Origin of the sequence: Synechococcus sp. R8-2 (genome assembly GCF_047461715.1) — a bacterium.
Taxonomy (GTDB): domain Bacteria; phylum Cyanobacteriota; class Cyanobacteriia; order Thermostichales; family Thermostichaceae; genus Thermostichus.
The window spans coordinates 1-508 of the sequence record NZ_JANSHQ010000595.1 but is presented as its reverse complement, the minus strand read 5'-3'; the positions used below and the strand labels follow the sequence as shown (position 1 = coordinate 508).

Here is a 508-nt window from a genome sequence, read left to right as displayed (position 1 = left end):
CGCGTTAGCGGGACGGAGTCCCTTGAGCATCTCCAACTGCTGCAGTTCCAGCAGATCCTCGACCAGTCTGATCTCCCGCTCACATTCGTTGTCCAACACCTTCAAGTACTGAGAGATTTTGGCCAGATCCGGGGATCTGGGAGCGCCCTGGGCAGGCAGCAGGACGGAGCTGAGCAGGCGGATGGCCATTTTCATGTTGGAAAGAAGGGTGCGCAGCTCGTGGGACACCGTGCTAAGGAAGTCATTTTTCAGGCGATCCAGCCGCTGCAATTCCTGTATCTGGCGATCCAGTTGGGCGGTGCGGGCCTGTACCTTTTCTTCCAGGGTGCGGTTCAGCTCCTGAACCTGTTGGAGCAATTCCGCCTGCCGAATGGCGATGGAGAGGTGATCGGCCAGGGCCAAGATCAGATCCTGATTGGTGGCCAGCCAACCGGGACGTGCTGTTTTCAGCTAGAACCCGCAGGAGCCCCGCACTCTATTAGTGGCTAGTGACTAGTGGCTAGTCACT

At 57.9% G+C, this 508-nt stretch carries 1 protein-coding gene; it reads right to left on the bottom strand.

Annotation, left to right across the window (positions count from 1 at the left end; genetic code table 11):
* On the bottom strand, positions 1-402 hold a 402-nt coding region (locus tag NW819_RS12875), incomplete at its 3' end, for a histidine kinase dimerization/phospho-acceptor domain-containing protein (protein ID WP_414413983.1).
* Positions 403-508: the final 106 nt, after the last annotated feature.